The organism is Ruegeria sp. PrR005, from assembly GCF_010500245.1.
In the GTDB taxonomy this organism is placed as follows: Bacteria; Pseudomonadota; Alphaproteobacteria; order Rhodobacterales; family Rhodobacteraceae; genus Ruegeria_B; species Ruegeria_B marisflavi.
Genome location: NZ_JAAGOX010000002.1, coordinates 55,243 through 75,677 on the forward strand (window position 1 = coordinate 55,243; position 20,435 = coordinate 75,677).

The 20,435-nt window shown below is 62.1% G+C and carries 20 protein-coding genes; 18 read left to right on the forward strand and 2 right to left on the reverse strand.

Features of this window, described 5'->3' with window-relative positions:
- Window positions 1-5 precede the first annotated feature (5 nt).
- The 6 genes from G0P99_RS01225 to G0P99_RS01250 are packed head-to-tail and all read left to right on the forward strand — an operon-like array spanning window position 6 to window position 6,353.
- On the forward strand, window positions 6-1,787 hold the full coding sequence (locus G0P99_RS01225) for an IlvD/Edd family dehydratase (RefSeq protein WP_164126960.1): 1,782 nt from the start codon (window positions 6-8) through the stop codon (window positions 1,785-1,787).
- A gap of 15 nt (window positions 1,788-1,802) precedes the next feature.
- On the forward strand, window positions 1,803-2,648 hold the full coding sequence (locus G0P99_RS01230; RefSeq protein WP_164126962.1) for a fumarylacetoacetate hydrolase family protein: 846 nt from the start codon (window positions 1,803-1,805) through the stop codon (window positions 2,646-2,648).
- Window positions 2,641-3,603: a 2-hydroxyacid dehydrogenase gene (locus tag G0P99_RS01235; RefSeq protein WP_164126964.1), complete on the forward strand. Its 963-nt coding sequence runs from the start codon at window positions 2,641-2,643 to the stop codon at window positions 3,601-3,603. The genes G0P99_RS01230 and G0P99_RS01235 overlap by 8 nt, the downstream gene beginning before the upstream one ends.
- On the forward strand, window positions 3,600-4,691 hold the full coding sequence (locus G0P99_RS01240; RefSeq protein ID WP_164126965.1) for a mandelate racemase/muconate lactonizing enzyme family protein: 1,092 nt from the start codon (window positions 3,600-3,602) through the stop codon (window positions 4,689-4,691). Before G0P99_RS01235 ends, G0P99_RS01240 begins: the two co-directional genes overlap by 4 nt.
- 28 nt (window positions 4,692-4,719) lie before the next feature.
- Window positions 4,720-5,538: an HpcH/HpaI aldolase/citrate lyase family protein gene (locus G0P99_RS01245; RefSeq protein ID WP_164126967.1), complete on the forward strand. Its 819-nt coding sequence runs from the start codon at window positions 4,720-4,722 to the stop codon at window positions 5,536-5,538.
- Between the two features lie 11 nt (window positions 5,539-5,549).
- Complete coding sequence (locus G0P99_RS01250; protein WP_203582928.1) at window positions 5,550-6,353, forward strand: NAD(P)-dependent oxidoreductase; 804 nt, start codon at window positions 5,550-5,552, stop codon at window positions 6,351-6,353.
- Between the two features lie 4 nt (window positions 6,354-6,357).
- Here the strand turns inward: G0P99_RS01250 and G0P99_RS01255 are convergent, their stop codons facing one another.
- On the reverse strand, window positions 6,358-7,269 hold the full coding sequence (locus G0P99_RS01255; protein ID WP_164126969.1) for a LysR substrate-binding domain-containing protein: 912 nt from the start codon (window positions 7,267-7,269) through the stop codon (window positions 6,358-6,360).
- 109 nt (window positions 7,270-7,378) lie between these two features.
- On the opposite strand from G0P99_RS01255, the gene G0P99_RS01260 reads away from it, so the two are divergent.
- From G0P99_RS01260 to G0P99_RS01310, 11 genes are all read left to right on the forward strand, one after another.
- Entirely contained in the window at window positions 7,379-8,437 is a 1,059-nt protein-coding gene (locus G0P99_RS01260) for a dipeptidase (RefSeq protein ID WP_164126971.1), read from the forward strand.
- Window positions 8,438-8,487: 50 nt separating this feature from the next.
- Entirely contained in the window at window positions 8,488-10,092 is a 1,605-nt protein-coding gene (locus G0P99_RS01265) for an ABC transporter substrate-binding protein (protein ID WP_164126973.1), read from the forward strand.
- A complete protein-coding gene (locus G0P99_RS01270; RefSeq protein WP_164126975.1) occupies window positions 10,093-11,151 on the forward strand; it encodes an ABC transporter permease in 1,059 nt (352 codons plus the stop codon). It begins immediately after the preceding gene.
- Complete coding sequence (gene nikC / locus G0P99_RS01275) at window positions 11,148-12,062, forward strand: nickel transporter permease (protein ID WP_164126976.1); 915 nt, start codon at window positions 11,148-11,150, stop codon at window positions 12,060-12,062. Before G0P99_RS01270 ends, nikC begins: the two co-directional genes overlap by 4 nt.
- A complete protein-coding gene (locus G0P99_RS01280) occupies window positions 12,059-12,913 on the forward strand; it encodes an ABC transporter ATP-binding protein (protein WP_164126978.1) in 855 nt (284 codons plus the stop codon). The genes nikC and G0P99_RS01280 overlap by 4 nt, the downstream gene beginning before the upstream one ends.
- The gene (locus tag G0P99_RS01285) at window positions 12,910-13,674 is read left to right on the forward strand and encodes an ABC transporter ATP-binding protein (protein WP_164126980.1); all 765 of its coding nucleotides are present in this window, start codon (window positions 12,910-12,912) and stop codon (window positions 13,672-13,674) included. The genes G0P99_RS01280 and G0P99_RS01285 overlap by 4 nt, the downstream gene beginning before the upstream one ends.
- A gap of 353 nt (window positions 13,675-14,027) precedes the next feature.
- Window positions 14,028-15,122: a TRAP transporter substrate-binding protein gene (locus G0P99_RS01290; RefSeq protein WP_164126982.1), complete on the forward strand. Its 1,095-nt coding sequence runs from the start codon at window positions 14,028-14,030 to the stop codon at window positions 15,120-15,122.
- A gap of 78 nt (window positions 15,123-15,200) precedes the next feature.
- Window positions 15,201-15,809: a TRAP transporter small permease subunit gene (locus G0P99_RS01295; RefSeq protein WP_164126984.1), complete on the forward strand. Its 609-nt coding sequence runs from the start codon at window positions 15,201-15,203 to the stop codon at window positions 15,807-15,809.
- Window positions 15,802-17,163 (forward strand): TRAP transporter large permease subunit, encoded by a 1,362-nt coding sequence (locus G0P99_RS01300; protein ID WP_164126985.1) that lies wholly within the window; start codon window positions 15,802-15,804, stop codon window positions 17,161-17,163. Before G0P99_RS01295 ends, G0P99_RS01300 begins: the two co-directional genes overlap by 8 nt.
- Window positions 17,164-17,245: 82 nt before the next feature.
- Window positions 17,246-18,520 (forward strand): amidase, encoded by a 1,275-nt coding sequence (locus G0P99_RS01305; RefSeq protein ID WP_370462670.1) that lies wholly within the window; start codon window positions 17,246-17,248, stop codon window positions 18,518-18,520.
- Between the two features lies 1 nt (window position 18,521).
- On the forward strand, window positions 18,522-18,716 hold the full coding sequence (locus tag G0P99_RS01310) for a DUF2244 domain-containing protein (protein ID WP_164126987.1): 195 nt from the start codon (window positions 18,522-18,524) through the stop codon (window positions 18,714-18,716).
- Window positions 18,717-18,720: 4 nt separating this feature from the next.
- On the opposite strand, the gene G0P99_RS01315 is transcribed toward G0P99_RS01310, so the two are convergent.
- Window positions 18,721-19,737 carry a hypothetical protein gene (locus G0P99_RS01315; protein WP_164126988.1) on the reverse strand — a complete coding sequence of 339 codons (1,017 nt, stop codon included), beginning with the start codon at window positions 19,735-19,737 and terminating at the stop codon, window positions 18,721-18,723.
- Between the two features lie 118 nt (window positions 19,738-19,855).
- On the opposite strand from G0P99_RS01315, the gene G0P99_RS01320 reads away from it, so the two are divergent.
- Complete coding sequence (locus G0P99_RS01320; RefSeq protein ID WP_239059632.1) at window positions 19,856-20,416, forward strand: hypothetical protein; 561 nt, start codon at window positions 19,856-19,858, stop codon at window positions 20,414-20,416.
- Window positions 20,417-20,435: the final 19 nt, after the last annotated feature.

The following is a 20,435-nucleotide window of genomic DNA, read 5'->3' on the forward strand; positions in this document are numbered from 1 at the left end:
AAGACATGACAAAACGGCGTCTGCGTTCGCAATTCTGGTTCGACAACCCGGACAATCGCGAGATGACCGCGCTCTATCTCGAGCGCTATCTGAACTACGGGCTGACGCGGGAGGAGTTGCAGTCGGGCAAGCCGATCATCGCCATCGCACAGACAGGATCCGATTTGAGCCCCTGCAACCGGCACCATGTGGAACTGTCCAAGCGAGTACGTGACGGTATCATATCGGCGGGTGGCACGGTGATCGAGGTGCCGGTGCACCCGATCCAGGAGACCGGCAAGCGGCCCACGGCGATGCTGGACCGCAACCTGGCCTACCTCAGCCTGGTGGAAACGCTTTTCGGCTATCCGCTGGACGGGGTAGTGCTAAATATTGGTTGCGACAAGACCACACCGGCGCTCTTGATGGCGGCGGCGACGGTGAACATCCCAGCCATCGCCTTTTCGGTGGGGCCGATGCTGAACGGCTGGTTCAGGGGCGAACGCACCGGTTCGGGTACCATCGTCTGGAAGGCGCGCGAGCTGCTGGCGGCGGGCGAAATCGACGATGCGGGCTTCATGGAGCTGGTAGCCTCCTCGGCGCCTTCGGTGGGGTACTGCAACACGATGGGAACCGCCAGCACGATGAACAGCCTGGCCGAGGCGCTGGGCATGCAGCTGCCCGGTTCTGCTGCGATCCCCGCGCCTTATCGTGAACGCGGGCAGATGGCCTATGAGACCGGGCGGCGGATCGTCGAGATGGTCCACGAGGACTTGAAACCGTCCGATATCATGACCCGGGCGGCCTTCGAGAACGCAATCGTGGTGAACTCGGCGATTGGCGGGTCTACCAACGCGCCGATCCACCTGAACGGCATTGCCCGACATCTGGGTGTCGCGCTGGACAATGACGACTGGCAAAGGTTGGGTCACAAGGTGCCGCTGCTGGTCAACCTTCAGCCGGCGGGCGAATACCTGGCCGAAGATTACCACCGCGCGGGCGGAGTGCCGGCGGTGGTGGGCGAATTGCTGGCCGAGGGGATGCTGCCGCATCCCGGTGCCGTCACGGTGAACGGGCGGGGCATCGGCGAGAATTGCGAGGGCCGCCGCAGCGAGAACCCGGCGGTGATCAAGTCCGTTGCCGCGCCGATGAAACGCGACGCAGGGTTCATCAACCTCAAGGGCAATCTGTTTGACAGCGCGATCATGAAGACCAGCGTGATCAGCCCGGAGTTCCAGCAGCGGTATCTGGACAATCCCGACGATCCGAACGCCTTTGAAGGCAGGGCCATCGTGTTCGACGGCCCTGAGGACTTTCACGCCCGGATCGACGACGAAAGCCTGGCCATCGACGCCCACTGTGTCCTGATCATGCGCGGGTCCGGTCCCATCGGCTATCCCGGCGGGGCCGAGGTGGTGAACATGCGGCCGCCCTCCTACCTGCTGAAACAGGGGATCCACGCGCTGCCCTGCATCGGCGATGGGCGGCAGTCGGGCACCTCAGGATCTCCCTCGATCCTGAACGCCTCTCCCGAGGCGGCAGAGGGCGGCGGGCTGGCTCTGGTGCGTACCGGCGACAGGCTGCGCATCGATCTGAACGCCTGCACCGCCAACATGCTGGTCAGCGACGAGGAACTGGCAGCGCGCCGTGCCGCGCTGCCCGACCATCCCTTTACCCCGCCCAGCCAGTCGCCCTGGCAGGAGATTTTCCGCGAGCGGGTACGCCCGTTCTCGGAGGGGATGACATTGCGCGGGGCCGACGCCTATCGCGACATCGGAAACAGCGCGCTGCCGCGCGACAATCACTGAGAAGGACAAGACGACATGAAACTTCTGCGATACGGGCCAGTCGGCGCTGAAAAGCCCGGGCTGCTGGACGCCGACGGAAACATCCGGGACCTGAGCGCATATGTGGCCGACATCAGTGGTGCGATGCTGGACGATGTGAGCCTGGGCCGCCTGCGCGCGCTGGATCCGAGCAGCCTGCCATTGGTATCTGGAAACCCACGGCTGGGCGCTTGTGTCACCGGGTTCACCAAGTTCATGTGCATCGGACTCAACTACTCGGACCATGCCGACGAGATGAACTTGCCTTACCCCGAGCATCCTGTCCTTTTCATAAAGGCCAATTCGGCCGTTGTCGGACCCAATGACGACGTGGTGATGCCGCGCGGCTCGACCACGACCGACTGGGAGTGCGAATTGGGCGTGGTGATCGGCAAGGCCGCAAAGTACGTCAGCGAAGAAGATGCGCTGGATCATGTCGCGGGCTATTGCATCTGCAATGATGTGTCCGAGCGGACCTTTCAGAACAAGCTGAGCGGGCAATGGACCAAGGGCAAAAGCTGCGACACCTTCGGGCCTACCGGACCCTGGCTGGTGACCCGCGACGAGATCGCCGATCCGCAGGCGCTGGGCATGTCACTGGAGGTGAACGGCAAACGGATGCAAACCGGCAGTACCGCCACGATGATCTTTACCGTGCGCCAGATCGTTTCGCATCTGAGCCAGCTTTTCACCCTGCATCCGGGTGATGTGATTTCGACCGGGACACCGCCGGGCGTGGGCGGTGGCATGAAGCCGCCGACATTCCTGAAAGCGGGCGACGTGATGGAGTTGCGGATCGACGGGTTGGGTATCCAGCGGCAGGAGGTACGGGCCGATGACTAAGCCGCAGCTCTTGCAGATCGGCAATGTAACCGAGCGGATGCGCGCCCGGTTCGAGGCCGAGTTCGAGATCACCCGACTGTTCGACACCCCCGAGGCGGAGCGCGCGGCGATGCTGACAGCGCGCGGCGCCGAGTTTGTGGCCGTCGCGACGGACGGGCACTGGGGTGTTCCGCCCTATGTCATGCAGGCGTTGCCGAACCTCAAGGTGGTCTCCTCCTATGGCGTCGGCTATGACGCCATCGACGCAACCGGGGCGGCGGCGCGGGGTATTCTCGTTTCGCACACGCCCGATGTGCTGAACGACGAGGTCGCAGATACCGCCATCCTGCTGTGGTTGGCGGTCTATCGGCGGCTGGTGCCGGCCGACCGCTGGGTGCGCAAGGGCGCGTGGGAGGAAAAGGGCGCCTTTCCGTTGACTCGCTCGGTCAAGGGAACGACCGTGGGCATCGTTGGCCTTGGCCGGATTGGTCAGACCATCGCCGACCGGGTACAGGCCTTCGGTGCGAAGGTGGCTTATCACAGCCGTACCCCGAAACCGGTGGACTATCCATATTTCGACAATCTCGAAGCAATGGCGGCAGAATGCGATGCGCTGGTCTGCATCACTCCGGGCGGACCCGGGACGCGCCATATCGTCAATGCGACAGTCCTTTCCGCGTTGGGTCCCGAGGGCGTGCTGATCAATGTCTCGCGCGGCTCGGTCGTGGACGAACCTGCGCTGGTTGCTGCATTGGAAAGCGGTGCGCTGGGCGGGGCGGGGTTGGATGTGTTCGAAGCTGAACCCAAGGTACCCGATGCGCTGAAACGGATGGAGAACGTGGTGCTGACGCCGCATGTCGGCTCGGCCACGGTGGAAACGCGGCAGGCGATGGGCGACCTGACCTGTGACAACCTCTCGCAATTCCTTAAGGATGGCACCGTCTTGACCCCGGTGCCGGAGTGTCGTGGGCTATGAGCCGCATCGTCTCGGTCGAGCCGCGCCTGTTTCATGTACCTTTGGACGAGGTGCTGGTGGACGCCAAGCATGGCGACCACACGCATTTCGAACTGGTGACAGCGACGGTGACGCTTGACGATGGCGCGACCGGCACCGGATATACCTATACTGGCGGCAAGGGCGGTCACGCGATCCATGCGATGATCACCCATGACCTTGCGCCGTTCCTGCGCGGGCAGGCCGCGGAGCCGGTCGAGGCGCTTTATGAGGCGATGCAATGGCATGTGCATTATGTCGCGCGGGGCGGCATCGCCAGCTTCGCGATCTCGGTGGTCGACATCGCCTTTTGGGACCTGCGCGGGAAAACCCTTGGCAAATCACTTGTGAGGATGGCGGGCGGCGCATCGGACCGTTGCCGCGCCTATTGCGGCGGGATCGACCTGGGCTTCGACCAGCCTAAACTGTTGGACAGCATTCGCGGTTACCTTGAAGCCGGGTTCAACGGGGTCAAGATCAAGATCGGGCAACCGACGCTGGACGAGGACCTGAAGCGGATTGCCGCCGTGCGCGCGCTGATTGGACCGGATATCGCGTTCGCCGTTGATGCCAATTACTCGATGTCCGAGGCGCAGGCGACCGAGGCGGCGCAGGCTTTTGCGCCATTCGACCTTCTGTGGTTCGAGGAACCGATGATCCCTGACAACTACGACGCCTATGGGCGCCTGTCCAAGGTCAGCCCGGTTCCGCTGGCGATGGGCGAGAACCTGCACACGATTCACGAGTTCGAATATGCCGTGGATCGGGCCGGGTTGTCGTTCCTGCAACCCGATGCGTCGAATTGCGGCGGTATCACCGGCTGGTTGCAAGTTGCCGCGCTAGCACGCAAGGCGGGCTTGCCGATCTGTTCGCACGGGATGCAGGAACTGCATGTCAGCCTTGTTTCGGCGCAACCACATGCCGGTCTGATCGAGGTGCATTCCTTTCCGATTGATCGCTACACCAAACGCCCGCTTCGGGTGGAAAACCATATGGCGCTGGCCCCGGACGAACCGGGCACCGGTGTCATCTTCGATTGGGACCGGCTGGCCCCGTACCGCGTCGCATGACGTTTTGCAGAGAGGAAAGGTAGCATCCATGATCCCCAACGCAGTCAAACAGGCCTGGTCCGAGGGCCGCCCCACGCTCAACGGCTGGCTTGGCATCGGCAATCCGTTCACCGCCGAGATCATGGCCGCGGCTGGGTTCGACAGCCTGACCATCGACCTGCAACACGGTTTCCTCGACTATTCCGACGCCAAGGCGATGTTGCAGGCGATGCGCGCCAGCGGGGTGACGCCGATTGCGCGCGCGCCATGGCGCGAGCCGGGGATCATCATGAAACTGCTCGATGCCGGGGCCTATGGCATCATCTGCCCGATGGTCAACACCGCCGAAGAGGCGGCCGACCTGGTGGCGATGGTGCGCTACCCGCCGCGCGGCAACCGCAGCTTTGGCCCGACGCGGGTCAGCTTCTCGGCCGGGGCGAACTACCCCGCCGAAGCGAATGACCAGGTGATGGTGTTGGCGATGATCGAAACTGGCGAGGCCTTTGCCAATGTGGATGCGATCTGTGCCACGCCGGGGCTGGACGGTATCTATATCGGTCCATCCGACCTGACGTTGGGTGTAACGAATGGCCGGTTGCCTGCGGGCGTGGACCGGACCGAGCCCGAGATGATCGACACGATCAAGGCCATCCAAGCGGCGGCCAAGCGCGCGGGCATCGCGGCGGGGCTGCATTGCGGGACCCCGGCCTATGCGGCGCAGGCGGTTGGCTGGGGATTTGACATGGTAACGATTGCTGCCGACTCGGCGCTGCTGGCGTCGGGCTCGCGCGGAGCCGTTACCGAGGCGCGCGCGTTGTTGGGCAGCGGTGCCGGTGCGGGTTCCGGCGACAAGCCCAGCGGCTACTGACGGAGGCGAATATGGCCAAGCTGAAACGCTTGTTGATCACCGGCGCCGCGGGGGCGTTGGGAACTCAGGCCCGCAGCCATCTGGCGGACCTGGCTGAGGAGATCCGGCTGAGCGACATGGTGCCGGTAGCGGGAGTGAACGGGAACGAGGAGTTCATTCAGTCCGACCTGGGCGATGCCGCCGCCGTGCGGGACTTGGTCGATGGTTGCGACGCGGTAGCCCATTTCGGCGGTGTGAGCACCGAGAAGACGTTCGAACTGATCGAGCGCGGCAATATTCGGGGGGTCTACAACCTCTACGAGGCGGCACGGGTCACGGGAAAACCGCGGATCTTCTTCGCCTCGTCCAACCACACGATCGGATTCTACCGCATCGACGAACGGCTTGATGCCTTTACCCCGCCGATGGCGGACGGGCTCTATGGGGCCTCAAAGGTGTATGGCGAGCAACTGGCGCTGGTCTATTGGAAGAAATTCGGCATCGAAACAGCGCGAGTTCGGATCGGATCTTGCTTCCCCAAACCACGCAATCGGCGGATGCTGTCCACCTGGCTCAGCTATCGCGATCTGTTCTCGCTGGTCGAGCGGTGTTTCATCGTACCGCGGCTTGGCTGTCCGGTGATTTATGGTGTGTCGCAAACACGCTCTGGCTGGTGGGATAACTCCCACGTCGGGTATCTGGGATGGGAGCCGCTGGATACATCCGAGCCTTGGCGGGAAGAGCTGGAAATGTCCGAACCGCAGGGGCCGGTCGATGCGCCTGACGCGCTGTATCAGGGTGGTGGGTTCACCGCCGAGCCAATTCACCAGGAATGACGGGTCAGGCCTTGCGCGAAAACGGGTCAGGCGGAGTGTTCAGCCGCAAATGCCGCATGAAGGCGCGGGCAGGGCGGGTCATTGGCCGGGTTTCAGACACCAGGAAATAGCTGCGGTATTCCAGATCCGAGGCAAAGGGCACGAAGGCCAGATCCCCGGCGCGATAATGGTAGATCGGGAAAGGGTTGATCACTGTCAGTCCCACGCCTTCTCTGGCCAAATCGGCTGCGGCGAAAGAGGTCGAGACCTCGGCCACGATGCGTGGAGTGGCGCGGGCCTGGTGCAGCAGACGCTCCATCTGGCCACGTCGCACATGGCGCCGGGTCAGGGCGATCATGTTCTGGCCATGCAGGTCAATGGGCTTGATCCTGTCGCGCCCGGCCAGCGGATGATCGGGCGGCATGGCGCAGACCGCGCCAGACACGCGATAGGGCATGGTCTTGACGCCCGCACGGCTCTGCTCGACGCCACTGATCCCCAGGTCAAATCGGTCGTCCAGGATGCCGCGTGTCACTTCGTCGGAGGTGTTCACCTCGAAACTGACGAAGAAGGCTGGGTTCATCGCCATGAAGCTGCTGATCTGAGCCACAAGGAAACGATGCGCGTAAGAAGGCGGCGCGATCAGGCGCAAGGTTTCCCGCACCGGTTCGGTTTGCCCGTCGATCCGGTCGAGCGCCTCGAACAGCGGATCAAGCCGCAGGTTCAGCCGCACTGCCTCTTGCGTCGGGCGCAGCCGGCCCGCCTCGCGCTCGAACAGCGCCGTGCCCAACCGGTGCTCCAGACTGGCGACCGAACGGCTGACCGCCGATTGTGACAGGCCCAGCTGATGCGCAGCACCGGTGGTGGTACCGGTCTGCATCAGCGCGCGCAGGGCGAAATACTCGGGCAGCGAGTGCCAGGTCTTGGGCTTTGCCATGGGGGTCCCGGATTCAGACTAGCTCTATGAGTTCAACTCATGCACTTTTCCCTCTGCCATGCAAATTTCTTCTCTATCATCCGGGCAACCGCCATCGGGGAGGGTTCTCATGCCGGCAACGCATCCGGCGATCATCGACGGGCATAACGATGTCCTGCTCAAGCTTTATCGCGCGGGCGGGCTGGCGCAGGCGGGAAGCTTTCTGACCGGGCGCGATGGCGCGCTCGACCTGCCCAAGGCGCAGGCGGGCGGTTTTGGCGGTGGTTTCTTTGCCGTCTACGTGCCCTCGCCGATGGATCGCGAAGCGCGCGATGCCGAGATGACCCATTCCAGCTATGACCTGCCGCTGCCTGAACCGATCGACTGGGAGGATGCGCTGCCGGTAGTGCTGAGCCAGGCCGCGATCCTGTTCGAGTTGGAGCGCCAAGGCGCGCTGAGTGTCTGTCGCAGCGTGGGTGAGATGCGCGCGGCGCTGGCGGCGGGGCGGATTGCCGCCATTTTCCATATCGAAGGGGCTGAAGGGATCGATCCCGATCTGCACATGCTGGACGTGTTGCATGCCGCCGGGTTGCGTTCGCTGGGCCCGGTCTGGAGCCGCAACACGATCTTTGGTCACGGCGTGCCGTTCCGCTTCCCCTCGGGGCCGGATATCGGGCCGGGGTTGACCGATCACGGCATCCGGCTGGTGCGGCGCTGTAATCAGCTGGGCATCCTTATCGACCTGTCGCACATGAATGAAGCAGGGTTCTGGGATGTTGCCCGCCATTCCGACAAACCGCTAGTGGCGACCCATTCCAATGCCTATGCGCTCTGTCCCATCTCGCGCAACCTGACCGATGATCAGCTGCGTGCGATTGCCGAGAGCGACGGGATGGTGGGGTTGAATTTCGCGGTGGCCTTTCTGCGGGAAGACGGGCGCAAGCTGAGCGATGTGCCGGTCGAGACAATGCTGCGCCATCTCGACCATATGATAGCCATTCTGGGCGAGGACCGTGTGGGCCTCGGCTCGGATTACGACGGCGCCATCGTGCCCGAGGCGCTGACCACGGTCGCCGACCTGCCGGTCCTGCGTCAGGCCATGGCCGACCATGGCTATGGCGCGGCGCTGATCGACAAGCTGTGCCGCGATAACTGGCTCAGGGTTCTGGAGCGGACCTGGGGCGCGTGAGCACAGCAAGAATTGACCAAGACCAAGAAAACAGGAGAGGAAAAGAAAAGATGAACGCTTTGAACCGACTTCTATCAAGCGCCGTGCTGGGTGCTGCGGTCCTGATGACCGCGCCCGCGCCGATGGCGAAGGCCGAAACCCCGCCCAACATGCTGGTGATTGCACACCGGATCGATGACATCACCACGCTGGACCCGGCCGAAAGCTTTGAATTTGCGGGCTCTGACCTCAGCCGCAACGTCTATATGCGGTTGGTGAATTTTGACCCGATGGACTTGAAGGCGGGCTATCAGCCCGAGATTGCCGAAAGCTGGACGGTGAGCGAGGACAAGCGCTCGATCACCTTCACCATCCGCGAGGGGCTGAAATTCCATTCCGGCAACCCTGTCCGGGCCGAGGATGTGGAGTTTTCGCTGCAACGGGCGGTGATCCTGAACAAGACCCCGGCTTTTATCCTGACCCAGTTCGGCTTTACCGCTGAAAACGCGGCAGAAACCATCAAGGCGGATGGCAACACGGTGACCATAACCACCGACAAGCCTTATGCGACTTCGTTTGTGCTGAACTGTCTGACTGCGGTCATTGGTGGCATCGTCGACAAGGAAGTCGTCATGGCCAACGAGCAGGACGGCGATATGGGCAATACCTGGCTCAAGACCAATACCGCCGGGTCGGGCGCCTATTCGCTGGTCAGCTGGAAGCCGAATGAAAGCATCACAATCCAGTCGAACCCCGACTACTATCGCGGCGCCCCGGCGATGGAGCGCGTGATCGTGCGCCACGTACAGGAAAGTGCCAGCCAGCGCCTGCTGCTGGAGCGCGGCGATATCGACATCGCCCGCAACCTGAACCCCGAGGATATCGCAGGCGCCCGCAATGCTGAGGGCGTCAAGGTCGAGGAAGAGCTGAAGGGGCGGCTGATGTATGTGTCGCTCAGCCAGAAACACCCCGAACTGTCGAAGCCGCAGGTGCGCCAGGCCTTCAAGTATCTGGTTGATTACGAAGGGATGAAGAACAGTTTCCTCAGTGGTCAGTACACCATTCACCAGAATTTCCTGCCGCAGACCTATCTGGGTGCATCGGACGCCGCGCCGTTCACCTATGATGTGGAAAAGGCGAAGGCGCTGCTGGCCGAGGCGGGCATCCCCGAAGGCATGGAGATCGAGGTCGGCGTGCGCGAGGCGCAGGAGCGGATCGAGATCGCCCAGTCGCTGCAAAACTCGCTGGGACAGGTGGGGATCAAGATGAACATCACCATCGGCACCGCCAAGCAGATCCTCAGCCGTTACCGGGCACGGGAACTGGATGTCTATCTGGGCGCCTGGGGGCCGGATTATCCCGATCCGCATACCAATGCGGGCACCTTCGCCTATAACCCGGACAACTCCGATGAGGCGCAGGCCACCGGTCTGCTGGCCTGGCGCAACAGCTGGGACACCGGCGGGCTGACCGCAAAGACGGACGCCGCCGTGGTGGAAAATGACCGCGACACGCGCGCCAAGATGTACGAGGAGATCCAGGCCGAGTTCCGCGAAACCTCGCCCTTTGTCATCATGTTCCAGCAGATCGAGCAATCGGCGCAGCGCGACAACGTGATGAACTTCTCGACCGGGCAGGCCATCACCTCGGCGTCCTACTGGCAAGTCACCAAGTAAATGGCACTGAGCGAAAACACTCGTGAGAGGCGCGTTCGCGCGTCTCTCGCCCCTTGGCTGAAGGGGGTCCTCGTGGCCCTCGGTTCGGTCTCGATCACCATGCTGGGGCTGCTCCTCATCACCTTCATCATAGGTCGGGTGATGCCGATCGACCCGGTGTTGGCGATCGTGGGCGAGCGTGCCAGCCAAACCACCTATGATGCGGTCTACGAGCAGTTGGGCCTCGATAAACCGCTGTTGGTGCAGTTTCTCTACTACCTCTGGGATGTTCTGCATGGCGATTTCGGCATGTCTCTGTTGAATGCCCGTCCTGTCTCAGAGGATATCAAGCGCGTTTTTCCCGCCACGCTGGAACTGGCCACGCTGGGCACGCTGATCGGCGTGTTGCTGGGCGTGCCGTTGGGCGTCATCGCCGCCGTGCGCCGGGGCAGCTGGATCGACCAGATCGCCCGCGTCGTGGCGTTGGTGGGCTATTCGATGCCTATCTTCTGGCTGGGCCTGATGGGCCTTTTGATCTTTTACGGCGTTCTGGGCTGGGTCGGAGGGCCGGGGCGGCTCGATATCTTCTACCAGGACATCGTGCCCACGCGCACGGGCATGATCCTGATCGACAGTGCCATCGCCGGCGAATGGGGCGTGTTCCGCAATGCGTTTTCCCATATCATCCTGCCCGCGACGCTTCTGGGCTATTACTCGCTGGCCTATATCAGCCGCATGACGCGATCCTTCATGCTGGAGCAGATGTCGGCCGAATATATCACCACCGCCCGCGTCAAGGGCATGTCCGAACGCCAGGTGATCTGGGGCCACGCGTTCCGCAACATCCGGGTACAGCTGATCACCGTGATCGCGCTGAGCTATGCCAACCTGCTCGAAGGCTCGGTGCTGACCGAGATCATCTTCAGCTGGCCTGGGATTGGCAGCTATATCACTACCGCGCTCCTCAGCGCCGACATGAACGCCGTGCTGGGCGGAACCGTTGTGGTGGGGCTGATCTTCATCTGTCTCAATCTGTTTTCCGACCTGCTCTACCGGGTCTTCGATCCGAGGTCGAAATGAGCGAAACACTTACTTTACGGCAATGGCTCTTGACCGACGAGCCGACCTCGCGCCGCCATGCCCGGCTGGCCAGCCTTTACAAGGGCTGGCTGACCCTGCGCGGCAATACCATGGCGATGTTCGGGCTGGGCATTCTGGTGGCGCTGGTGCTGATGGCATTGTTCGCGCCGTTCCTGGCACCACATGATCCCTATGTGCAGAATCTGGGCAACCGGTTGCAACCGCTGGGTAGCCCCGGTCACCCGTTTGGCACCGATAGTCTGGGCCGCGATATCCTGAGCCGGCTGATCTATGGCAGCCGCATCACCCTTTATATCGTGACGCTGGTCGCGCTGATTGCCCCGCTTGCGGGGCTATTGGTGGGTACCGTCGCTGGCTATGTTGGCGGCTGGGTCGACGTGGTGCTGATGCGGATCACCGATATCTTTCTGGCCTTTCCCCGGCTGGTTTTGGCGCTGGCCTTTGTGGCGGCGCTGGGCGCGGGGATCGAGAATGCGGTGCTGGCGATCTCGCTGACCGCATGGCCGCCCTATGCGCGCATGGCCCGGGCCGAGACGCTGACCATCCGCGCGTCGGACTATATCAGCGCGGTGCGCCTGCAGGGTGCGAGCCCCGTGCGCATCATCACCCGGCATATCTGGCCGCTTTGCATCTCGTCGCTGATCGTGCGGGTGACGCTGGACATGGCGGGCATCATCCTGGCCGCCGCGGGTCTGGGCTTTCTCGGGCTTGGCGCCCAACCGCCCAGCCCGGAATGGGGGGCAATGATCTCCGAAGGGCGCCGTTTCATCCTGGACTACTGGTGGGTTGCCACCATGCCGGGGCTGGCGATCTTTACCGTCAGCCTTGCCTTTAACCTGCTGGGCGACGGCTTGCGCGATGTGCTCGACCCCAAGGAGGGCAGCCAATGAGCCTCTTGGACGTAGAAAACCTGTGGGTCAAGTTCCCCACCCGTCAGGGCGTGGTCGAGGCTGTGCGCGGCATCTCCTTCTCTCTGGGGCGCGAGCGGCTGGGCATCGTGGGCGAAAGCGGTTCGGGCAAGTCGATGACCGGCCGGGCCATCCTGCGCCTTATCCGCCCGCCGGGGATCGTCGAGGCCGACCAGATCGCGCTGGAGGGGCAGAACCTGCTCGACCTGACAGAAAAGGACATGCGCGCGGTGCGGGGCGAACGCATCTCGATGGTGATGCAGGACCCCAAGTTCTCGCTGAACCCGGTGATGCGCGTCGGCGACCAGATCATGGAGGCCTATCTGCTGCACAACAAGGTGGGCAAGGTCGAAGCGCGCAAACGCTCGCTGGAAATGCTCCAGGCGGTATCGATCCGCGACCCCGAACGGGTGATGCGCGCCTATCCGCACGAGATGTCTGGCGGCATGGGTCAGCGCATCATGATCGCGATGATGCTGATCCCCAACCCGCAGATCCTGATCGCGGACGAGCCGACTTCGGCGCTCGATGTGTCGGTGCAGCGGCAGGTGCTGAACATCATGGACGATCTGGTGAAACAGCGCGGAATGGGCCTGATCTTCATCAGTCACGACCTGAACCTGGTGTCCGAGTTCTGCGACCGGGTGCTGATCATGTATGCCGGGCGCATCGTCGAGGTTTGCGACGCCGACAAGCTGCATCAGGCGACGCACCCCTATACGCGCGGCCTGTTGAACTCGCTGCCGCGACTGGACCAGCCGCGCGCCAAGCTGGAGGTGCTGAGCCGCGATCCCACCTGGTCCGAGGCGCCGAGTGTCGGAGGCCGGGCATGAGCATGATCGAGATCGAGGGACTGAACGTCTGGTTCGGCCATGGTCACGACCGGGTCGACGCGGTGCGCGGCGCCAGTTTCTCGGTGGCGCGTGGCGAAAGCTTTGGTCTGGTGGGGGAAAGCGGCTCGGGTAAGTCCACCATCCTGCGGGCGATCACCGGGCTGGCGCCAGACTGGTCGGGGCGTGTCACCATCGACGGTCAGGCGCTGTCGGGCGGCAAGCGTGACCGTGCCTTTTTCCGCAAGGTGCAGATGGTGTTTCAGGATCCTTACGCCTCGCTGCATCCGCGCCATTCGGTGGATCAGGTCCTGTCGGAAACGCTGCATCTGCACGGCATCCCCGATATTGACGCCCGGGTCCGACGCCTGTTGGACGATGTGGGGCTGGGTGGGCGGTTCCGCTTTCGCTATCCGCATCAGCTTTCGGGCGGTCAGCGGCAACGGGTGGCGATTGCCCGCGCGCTGGCGGGCGAGCCCGAGATCCTGCTCTTGGACGAGCCGACCTCGGCACTGGACGTGTCGGTTCAGGCTGAAATCCTGAACCTGCTGACCGATCTTCGTGCGGAACACGGTCTGACTTACCTTATGGTCAGCCACGATCTGCCGGTCATCGGCCATATGTGCGACCGGCTTGCGGTGATGAAGAACGGCGAAATCGTCGAGGTGATGGATGTCGATGCGCTGCGTGCCATGCGTGCGGAACATGAATACACCCGCGACTTGTTGTCAGCTTCAGTCGCCCCGGGGGCACATCCGGTCTGAACGGGCCCGTTAACCCGGCCTTCGAACAGAGCCTCGCTTTCTGAATCTGGCCAACGTGTTCTGGCCAGAACTGGATGGCATTTGCCAGATTTCTCGTTTTGTCCTGCAAGGGACTCACCGCTGGGTACGCTCATGCGGGGCGGGCGGATATCAACGTCAGGTCGAAAATTGAGCCGAAAGTGCGCGCCGATGGTGCACACCCTTCCTGTCTGGAAAAGAAATATTACCAATTTCGGCAAAAAACACTGAAAAGAATTTGAATGTTTGCGCTCTGTGACTATCGTTGACGGGTCTGCTTTTGGCGGACAGGGCTTGGTTAGAACAAACCGATTGGCCCGGAAATGGGAGGAGAAATGACTGAAAAGATGAATCGCAGAAACTTTCTGCGGGGAACGGCTGTTGCCGGCGCGGGTGTTCTGGCAGCTCCGGCTGTCCATGCACAGGAAGGCGTTACGCTGAAGATGCAGGCCGCATGGGGCGGCGGTATCTTTCTTGAGAACGCGCAATCCTACGTGAACCGCGTGAACGAAATGTCGGGAGGCCGCCTGACCATAGACCTGCTGCCGGTGGACTCGGTCGTCAAGACCAGCCAGATGCAGGATGCCGTGCACCGCGGCGTGCTGGATGCTGCCCATTACGTTCCTGCCTATTGGTACTCCAAGTCCAAGGCAGCCTCGCTGTTTGGAACCGGCCCGTGCTTTGGCTGGTCGAGCCAGGAAGTCCTGGGCTGGGTCCACTACGGCGGCGGCATGGAGCTCTTTAACGAGCTGATGGAAAGCCTTGGCCTGAACGTGGTGTCCTTCTTCAACTCGCCGATGCCCGCGCAGCCGCTGGGCTGGTTCAAGCAAGAGATCACGGATGCCAGCCAGATGAAGGGGCTGAAGTATCGCACCGTGGGCCTTGCGGCAGATGTTCTGCTGGAGATGGGTATGTCGGTGGTGCAGCTGCCGGGCGGCGAAATCCAGCCTGCAATGAAGTCGGGCCTGATCGACGCGGCCGAGTTCAACAACCCGACCTCGGACCGCGACTTCGGCATGCAGGACGTATCCAAGCACTATCACCTGGCCTCGTTCCACCAGAGCCAGGAATTCTTCGAGGTCACGTTCAACAAGAAGAAGTACGAGGCCCTGGCGCCCGAGCTTCAGGCGATCCTCAAATACGCCTCCGAGGCCGAGAACTCGAACTTCTACTGGCACAACACCAAGCGCTATTCGGAAGATCTGGTGAAACTCCAGACCGAGCAGGGCGTGAACGTCTATCGCACCCCCGACAGCGTCATGGCAGAGCAGTTGAAGGCGTGGGATGTGGTGGTCGACCGCATCTCGGGCGAGGACGCGTTCTTTGCCAAGGTGGTGGAGAGCCAAAAGGCCTATGCCAAGACGGTGATGAACTACCTCAACCTGAACCAGCCCGACTACAAACTGGCCTACGGCCATTATTTCGGCTGAACCAAAGGTTCGAACTGACAAGAGCGGCGGCCGCGACAGTGGCCCCGCCCCTTGTGGCGCGATGATGGGGGACAGACCTTGATCAAAACCATCCATGCCATCGAAGGGCTGAGCCAATGGGTTGGCAAGGCCTTCGGGTGGTGCATTCTCATTCTGACGCTTTCGGTGTCTTATGAAGTTTTCGTGCGTTACGTGCTGAATTCGCCGACGGTCTGGGCCTTTGACATGATGGTGCAGATGTACGGGGCGCTGTTCCTGATGTCGGGCGCCTATGCGCTGGCACAGGATACGCATGTGCGTGGCGATGTTCTGTATCGTCTGTTTCCGGTGCGCTGGCAGGCGCGCGTGGATTTCGTGCTGTATATCCTCTTCTTCTTTCCCGGCATGTTCGCGCTGTTCTGGTACGGCTGGGAGATCGCCTCGGATAGCTGGCGGTACAAGGAAGTGAGCTGGAACAGCCCGGCCCGTATCCAGATCTACTTCTTCAAGACCCTGATCCCGGTCGCCGGCGCGCTGCTGATGTTGCAGGGGCTGGCCGAAATGGCCCGGTGCTGGCTGGCTATGCGCAGCGGCGAGTGGCTGCCGCGTATCGACGACGTGAAAGAGACTGAAGACATGCTGATGCACATGCAGGAAGACCACCCCGAGATGTACGGGACGCAGGCAGGAGGCCGCGGCAATGAGTGATCCTCAGATCGCAATCGTCATGCTCTGCATGTTTATCGTACTGGTTCTACTGGGCTTTCCGATCGCCTTTACGCTGCTCGCGATGGGTGTCGGTTTTGGCTACTACGCCTATTATCACAGCCCCCAGTCGATTTCCGAGATCTTCGACAACAACATCTTTTATCTCCTGAACCAGAACACCTATTCCGTGATGGAGAACGACACGCTGGTCGCCATCCCGCTGTTCCTGTTCATGGGATACGTGGTGGAACGCGCCAATATTGTCGACCGGCTGTTCTTTTCCCTCTATATGGCTGCACGAAACCTGCCGGGCTCGCTGGCAATTGCGGCGCTCTTGACCTGTGCTGTGTTCTCGACGGCTTCGGGCATCGTTGGCGCGGTGGTCACGCTGATGGGTCTGCTGGCCTATCCGGCGATGAACAAGGCCGGTTACAACCAAAGTTTTGCCGCCGGGGTGATTTGCGCGGGCGGGACGCTGGGCATCCTCATACCGCCGTCGATCATGCTGATCGTCTATGCAGCGATTGCCGAACTGTCGCCCTTGCGGCTCTATGCTGCGGCGGTGTTTCCAGGGCTGATGCTGGCCGGTCTCTACATCGTCTACGTGATCATCCGGGTCAGCATCAATCCGGCGCTTGCGCCCAAGCCACAGCTGGAAGATGTGCCGCCAAAGCGGGAAATCTACATGAACCTGCTGGTGTCCTTCGTTCCGCTGACCGTTCTGATCTTTCTCGTGCTGGGCTCGATTCTGGGTGGGTTGGCGACACCGGCCGAAGCAGCCGCGATGGGCGCCCTGGGTGGCCTGGTCCTGGCGATGCTCTACCGGTCTCTGACCTGGGGTAAGGTCAAGGAAAGCGTGTTCCTTACGGCCAAGGCAACGGCGATGGTGTGCTGGCTGTTCGTGGGCTCATGGACTTTCGCGTCGGTCTTTTCCTATCTCGGTGGGCATGACGTGATCGAGCACTGGGTGGTGGGCATGAACCTACAACCCTGGCAGTTCCTGGTATTGGCGCAGCTGATCATCTTCCTATTGGGCTGGCCGCTGGAATGGTCGGAGATCCTGATCATTTTCGTGCCGATCTTCCTCCCGATGCTGGATACGTTCGGGGTGAACCCGTATTTCTTCGCCATGCTGGTGGCGTTGAACCTTCAGACTTCGTTCCTGACACCACCCATGGCGATGTCGGCCTATTACCTCAAGGGCGTTCTGAAGTCGCAGATCGAACTGATCCAGATCTTCAAGGGTTTGATGCCGTATCTGGCCATCGTGATCTTGTGCATGGTGCTGATGTACCAGTTCCCGGGCATTGCGCTGTGGTTCCCGGATTACCTGTTCGGCGTGTGGGTCCCCTGATATGCGGATGGATCCGACTTTGATGTCAGCAACGCAGGCGGCAGAGGCTATCAGGGCCGGCCGCCTGAGTTCGGAGAACCTCGTGCAAGCTTGTCTGGCGCGGGTAGCCGAGACTGAACCTGTGGTGCAGGCATGGGCGCATCTGGATGGGGACCATGCGCTGGCCCAGGCGCGGGAACTTGACCGGATCAGGCGGGCAGGGCGGGCGACAGGTGCCTTGCACGGGGTGCCAGTGGCGCTCAAGGATATCGTGGATACCGCCGACATGCCCACCCAGCGGGGCAGCGTGATCTTCTCTGGGCGCCAGTCCGGACGCGACGCGCGTCTGGTCGAGCGTCTGCGCGAGGCTGGCGCGGTGATCATGGGCAAGACACGGACCACCGAACTGGCCTATTTGCACCCGACTGTGACGACCAATCCGCATGATCCGTCACGGACACCGGGCGGGTCCTCAAGCGGATCCGCCGCGGCGGTGGCAGCGCGTCACGTGCCGCTTGCGATTGGCACACAGACAGGCGGATCGGTCGTCCGTCCGGCCTCGTTCTGCGGTGCATTCGGCTTCAAGCCGAGCCGCGGGATCATTCCGCGCACGGGCGTCTTCCGCACCTCGATCACACTGGATCAGATCGGCGGCTTTGCCAACACGCTCGAAGACATGGCGCTGCTGGTCGACGCGATTGGGTGCTATGATCAGGACGATCCCGCCAGTTTTGCGCGGCCGCGTCCCAGACATCTGGCAGGTGCCAGGGCCGAGGTCCCGGTGGAGCCTGATTTCGCCTGGTTCGACATGCCCTATCACGACCGGTTGGATGCGGATGCCCGCGCGGGTCTGGAGTCGGTACTGGACGCTTTGGGCGACCGGGTCGAGCGGTTTCCGGCCGCGCCGCAGCTTGTCGGACTGACCGATGTTCACAAGGTGATATACGATTACGAGATCGCCGAGAACATGCAGGACATCGCGCGCGATCACGGGGGTACGCTGAGCCAAGAAATGCGCGCAGCCCTGGAACGAGGTACCGCGATCAGCCGGGCACAATACTGCGAAGCAATAGAGATCAAGGCGTCCGCAGAAGCGTTTTTTGTGGATCACTTCAACGATTTCGATGCCATCCTGGCGCCGTCGGCATCGGGTCAGGCCCTGCCGCTGTCAGCGGGAAACACTGGCGACGCGGTCTATTGCACCATCTGGACACTGGCCGGTCTGCCATGCCTCACCCTGCCGGTGTTGGTTGGTGCGGACGAATTGCCGATTGGGGTGCAACTGATCGGGGCACGGGAACAGGACGACCGCCTGATGAGAACGGCGGCATGGATGCAAGCTGCGCTGACGGGTTCAGCCGCGCGAGAGGAGGTTTGAAATGTCGAAACTGGTCAATTTCATCACGGCCACCATCGGGCTGGGCCTGATGATCACCTTCGTGGTCGGGCTGTCGTACAGCATCTCGACCGGGTTTGCCGGGTTCTGGGGCGGTTTGCCCTTCGCCTTCATCGCAGGATTCGTGATCCTGTTGGCGCTTTACAACTACTGGGAAGAAGTGTTCGGCAAGAAATAGGTCGTTACCTGAGCCAGAGCCCCTTGGATTTTATCCGGTTGCGAATGGCCTGTTCCTTGTGAGGCAGATCCGCGCGGTCGAACATCGCGCGGATTTTCTCGCCTTTGCCCTGATAGACAATCTTTTTCAGCGGTTCGTAATTCTTCAGCACCTTCTTGATCCGGTTTGGCGCACAGACCTCTTCCAGCACGTTTACCACGTGATCGGCCTCGCGCGCATAAAGCAGGGGGAAAAGGCGGTAATGGCAGGTGACCGAACCGTCGAGCAGGCCGTCAGGCAGGGTGTTGCGGCCGCCGCCGAAGGAATGGATCACCAGAGGCAGCGCCACCTGATCGAGCCACGGATCCAGGCTTTGACACGCCAGTTCCCGCAAAGGCGTATCGCGGATCGAGCGGGCATAGGTCAGGAACCGGTGCCCGAATTTGTGCGGGCATTCGTAAAAGAAGAAGCCCGCGTTGAAGTAGAGATAGCGTTTCCAATACTCATCGGGCTGATCGAAATCCAGCGAGCTTTCGAAATCCAGCCCGAACCGGGCATAGAGCGCCCGCCAGATATCGCTGTAGCCCGGACCATAGAGCGTGGGCTGCGGCCAGGTGCCTTCGCGCTTGAGCGAGGCGGTGGGGCGGCTGAAATCGAAGGGCACCGACATCAGGTCGCCGGTGACCAGCGTGTCCGTGTCGAAAAAGACAAAAGGTTCGCCCTCGGGCAGGGCCAGCAGCGCCTCGATCTTGTTGCCATGCGGATAGGTCTGGCCGAACACCTTGTTCTCAAAAGGCAAAAGCTCGGCCCCCAGCATGTCGAACGTGGCGCGCACCTCGTCGCTCTGGATACTCGGGTCATCGTACCATTTCGGGCCGGGCTGCGGGTGGGCGATGAACAGGCGGCCATCGAAATCGGGGGTCGAATGGCGCAGCGAGGCGGCGAAGAGTACCGCCTCGTATTGCAGGCGGTTGTTCTGGCCCACCACCACGATGTTAAAGGGCCTGCGCCCCGTCGTTTTCGCGACCTGTCGTTTTGCCATCTCTGCCCGCCGCCGGATTTGCTGATGCGGCGCCCCTGTTTTGACGTAGTATAGGGGCAGGGGCCGGGCGCCAAAAGCCCGGATTTCCCGCCAACTGATTTTGAAAGGCCCGTTCCAGATGCTCGATATTCTGTTGTTCCTCATCGCCGGCGCGGCGCAGTCGTCCCAGGGCGAGAACAAGACGCCCGCGCCAACCGAAAGCGCCGCGGCCGAGGCGCCTGCCGCGCCCGCGTTCCTGACTCAGGCGCCCTCGGCCGAGGCGCCCGCCGCGCCAGTCTTTCTATCGCCCGCGCCGCAACTCGTGGCCGAACCGCAGGTGCCCAGCGGCAAGTTCACCACTGCGACCGAGGTGAAGCCGATCCTGAATGCTACGCGTGGCAACTGGGTGGCGCTGCGCGATTATGACGGTCAGGACCTGCTCTATGTCACGCATCTGTGGTCCTGGCGCTGTGGGCTGGCCCAGATGACTGTCGCGATCAACGGGGCCGCGCCAGAGGTCTGGCCCTTGCCACCTTGCCATGCCGAGACCGCCGCGCCAAATGCGATCATCGAAAGCGACGGGTTGCCTTTCCGCAGCTTCCCTTCGGGCTCTGTCGCGCAGATCGAGGTCGAGCTGATCTATGACGATCTGAGCGCCGACATTGCCAGTTTCGCGCGTGCGCAGGTGCTGATGCCCTGACGCGTCTGGCGCCTTCTCG